Below are 3,234 nucleotides of genomic sequence, written 5' to 3' on the forward strand. Positions count from 1 at the left end.
CTCTACATCGCCTCGATGTGGGTCAACGGCATCGCCCAGGGCCTGATGTGGCGTGCGGTCAACGAAGACGGCACCTTGACCTACTCCTTCGTCGAAACGCTGGTAGCCAGCCACCCTGGCTTCATCGTGCGGCTGGTGGGCGGTGCGGTGTTCCTCTGCGGCATGTTCCTGATGGCTTACAACACCTGGCGCACCGTGCGTTCGGCGCAGCCCGTCGAAGCCACTACCACTGCGCAGCTGGCCTGAGGAGTCTGTGATGAAACACGAAACGATTGAAAAGAACGTCGGCCTGCTGATGCTGCTCATGGTGCTCGCCGTGAGCATCGGCGGCCTGACCCAGATCGTCCCGCTGTTCTTCCAGGACGTGACCAACAAGCCGGTGGAGGGCATGAAGCCTTACACCGCGCTGCAACTGGAAGGCCGTGACATCTACATCCGCGAAGGCTGCGTGCAGTGCCACTCGCAGATGATCCGCCCGTTCCGCGCCGAGACCGAACGCTACGGCCACTACTCGGTCGCTGGCGAAAGCGTGTGGGACCACCCGTTCCTGTGGGGCTCCAAGCGCACCGGGCCAGACCTGGCACGCGTCGGCGCGCGCTACTCGGACGACTGGCACCGCGCGCACTTGTACAACCCGCGCAACGTGGTGCCCGAGTCGAAAATGCCGGCCTACCCGTGGCTGGTCACCGCCGCCGTCGACAGCAGCCACACCGAGACCAAGTTGAAAGTGATGCGCACCCTCGGCGTGCCCTACACCGACGACGACATCAGTGGCGCAGTGGCCAGCCTCAAGGGCAAGACCGAGATGGACGCGCTGGTCTCGTACCTGCAAGTGCTCGGCACTGCCATCAAGAGCAAGAGGTGAGCCATGGGATTTGAATTCGATGCGGGCACCATCCGCGGGCTCGGCACGCTGGTGGTCGCCATCGCCTTTATCGGCCTGTCGCTGTGGGTGTTCAACAACCGGCGCAATGCGGAATTCGAGCAGGCGCGCCTGCTGCCGTTTGCCGATGAACCCTCTCCATCCGACGCTCAAGAAGAGCCTGCAATAAGGAGCACTCGGCCATGACCCTATTCTGGAGTACATGGATCTGCGTACTGACCCTCGGCAGCCTGATCGGCCTGACCTGGCTGTTGGTCGGCACCCGCAAGGGCGAGACCAAAGGCAGCGTGGACCAGACCATGGGCCACGCCTTCGACGGTATCGAGGAATACGACAACCCGCTGCCCCAGTGGTGGTTCATGCTGTTCGCCGGCACCCTGGTGTTTGCGGTCGGCTATTTGATCCTCTACCCGGGCCTGGGCAACTGGAAAGGCGTGTTGCCGGGCTATGAAGACGGCTGGACCCAGACCAAGGAATGGGACAAGGAAATGGCCAAGGCCGACGCCAAGTTCGGGCCGATCTTCGCCAAATTCTCGGCCATGCCCGTGGAAGAAGTCGCCAAGGATCCGCAAGCGCTGAAAATGGGCGGCCGCCTGTTCGCCTCCAACTGCGCGGTGTGCCACGGCTCGGATGCCAAGGGCGCGTTTGGCTTCCCGAACCTGGCGGACAACATCTGGCGCTGGGGCGGTTCGGCTGAGGCGATCAAGACCACCATCCTCAACGGCCGCCACGCGGCGATGCCGGCGTGGGGTGACATGCTTGGCGATGAAGGGGTTAAAAACGTCGCCGCTTATGTGCGTCACGACATGGCCAAGCTGCCTCTGCCGGCCGACAACAGCGCGGACCTGGCCGCCGGCAAAGCGGCGTTCAACACCACCTGTGTCGCTTGCCACGGTCCGGAAGGCCACGGCATGGAAGCCATGGGCGCGCCAGACCTGACCAAGCCGGCCGGCTACATCTACGGCACCAGCCTCGCGCAGTTGCAGCAGACCATCCGTCACGGCCGCCAAGGCCAGATGCCGGCGCAGGAAGTGCTGCAAGGTAACGACAAGGTGCACTTGTTGGCCGCGTATGTTTACAGCCTGTCCCACAACGCTGATGGCGCAACGCCAGAAAGCCCCGCTCAGTAACCCTTTACTGCCGCTACCGATCAGGAGCGGCAGCCGCTTTTTCTGTAGGAGCGAGCTTGCTCGCGAAGAACCTGAGGGCGAAGCGTTTATCCAGAATCAACGCGGCGCCCTTGAGTTCTTCGCGAGCAAGCTCGCTCCTACAGTGATCCTATGTCGTTTTCACTTACGCGACCAAGTGTCGCACCCTTCCCAAGCACAACTTTCCCCTCCTCACTTTCGGGTCTACGCTTGTTCCCACAGCGGACCAATCCTGGCGTACACAACGACATTCGTTGCGACCCCAAAAATTTCCTGTCCACTCGATCAGCTTTCGATTTCGGATTTTGTCCCTACGCGAAACATGGAAAGGGCGCAGAATCTGGCGTGGAACGCATTGATACAGGTCAGCCATTGCGTTGCAATGGCCCCTCGCTTTCTACATACTTGCGGCCGATTTTACCTATAAAAAAACCTAAACCGTGGAACCTTAGAATGAGCACAGCAATCAGTCCGACTGCTTATAACTATAAGGTAGTCCGCCAGTTCGCCATCATGACGGTGGTCTGGGGGATCCTTGGCATGGGGCTCGGGGTGTTCATCGCCTCGCAACTGGTTTGGCCGGAATTGAATTTCGGTTTGCCATGGACGACCTTTGGCCGCCTGCGCCCGCTGCACACCAACCTGGTGATCTTCGCCTTCGGTGGCTGTGCATTGTTTGCCACCTCCTACTATGTCGTGCAGCGAACCTGCCAGACGCGACTGATCTCCGACAGCCTCGCGGCCTTCACCTTCTGGGGTTGGCAAGCGGTCATCGTGAGCGCCATCGTCACCCTGCCGCTGGGGTACACCACCACCAAGGAATACGCCGAGCTGGAATGGCCGATCGCCATTTTGCTCGCCATCGTGTGGGTGACCTACGCCGTGGTGTTCTTCGGCACCATCGTCAAGCGCAAGACCAAGCACATCTACGTGGGCAACTGGTTCTACGGCGCCTTCATCCTGGTGACGGCGATGCTGCACATCGTCAACCACGCGTCGTTGCCGGTGAGCCTGTTCAAGTCCTACTCGGCCTACGCCGGGGCCACGGATGCGATGATCCAGTGGTGGTACGGCCATAACGCCGTGGGTTTCTTCCTGACCACCGGTTTCCTGGGGATGATGTACTACTTCGTGCCCAAACAGGCCGAACGTCCTATTTACTCGTACCGTTTGTCCATCGTGCACTTCTGGGCGCTGATCACC

Annotated in this window: 4 protein-coding genes and 1 pseudogene; all 5 read left to right on the plus strand. The window is 60.8% G+C overall.

The genetic code is table 11. The annotated features are described in order from the left end of the window. Positions 1-246 (plus strand): annotated as a pseudogene (locus CI807_RS31535) (cytochrome C oxidase Cbb3); the annotation flags it as partial. Positions 247-256: 10 nt separating this feature from the next. Continuing rightward, positions 257-865, plus strand: coding sequence for a cytochrome-c oxidase, cbb3-type subunit II (gene ccoO, locus CI807_RS28985; protein ID WP_017735321.1), 609 nt, complete (start codon positions 257-259; stop codon positions 863-865). 3 nt (positions 866-868) lie between these two features. Beyond that, positions 869-1,069, plus strand: a complete 201-nt coding sequence (locus CI807_RS28990; RefSeq protein WP_010208563.1) for a cbb3-type cytochrome c oxidase subunit 3 — start codon at positions 869-871, stop codon at positions 1,067-1,069. Beyond that, positions 1,066-2,013, plus strand: coding sequence for a cytochrome-c oxidase, cbb3-type subunit III (gene ccoP, locus CI807_RS28995; RefSeq protein WP_095017203.1), 948 nt, complete (start codon positions 1,066-1,068; stop codon positions 2,011-2,013). The genes CI807_RS28990 and ccoP overlap by 4 nt, the downstream gene beginning before the upstream one ends. Before the next feature lie 471 nt (positions 2,014-2,484). Then, a partial coding sequence (locus CI807_RS29000; RefSeq protein ID WP_256578658.1) for a cbb3-type cytochrome c oxidase subunit I occupies positions 2,485-3,234 on the plus strand: 750 nt, incomplete at its 3' end.

This window comes from Pseudomonas sp. NS1(2017) (assembly GCF_002269425.1).
GTDB classification, from domain to species: domain Bacteria; phylum Pseudomonadota; class Gammaproteobacteria; order Pseudomonadales; family Pseudomonadaceae; genus Aquipseudomonas; species Aquipseudomonas reactans.

Bases quoted from the DNA above. Each gene is read 5' to 3' on its own strand.
- ccoO (WP_017735321.1), top strand. From the start codon at position 257: ATGAAACACGAAACGATTGAAAAGAACGTCGGCCTGCTGATGCTGCTC.
- CI807_RS28990 (WP_010208563.1), top strand. From the start codon at position 869: ATGGGATTTGAATTCGATGCGGGCACCATCCGCGGGCTCGGCACGCTG.
- ccoP (WP_095017203.1), top strand. From the start codon at position 1,066: ATGACCCTATTCTGGAGTACATGGATCTGCGTACTGACCCTCGGCAGC.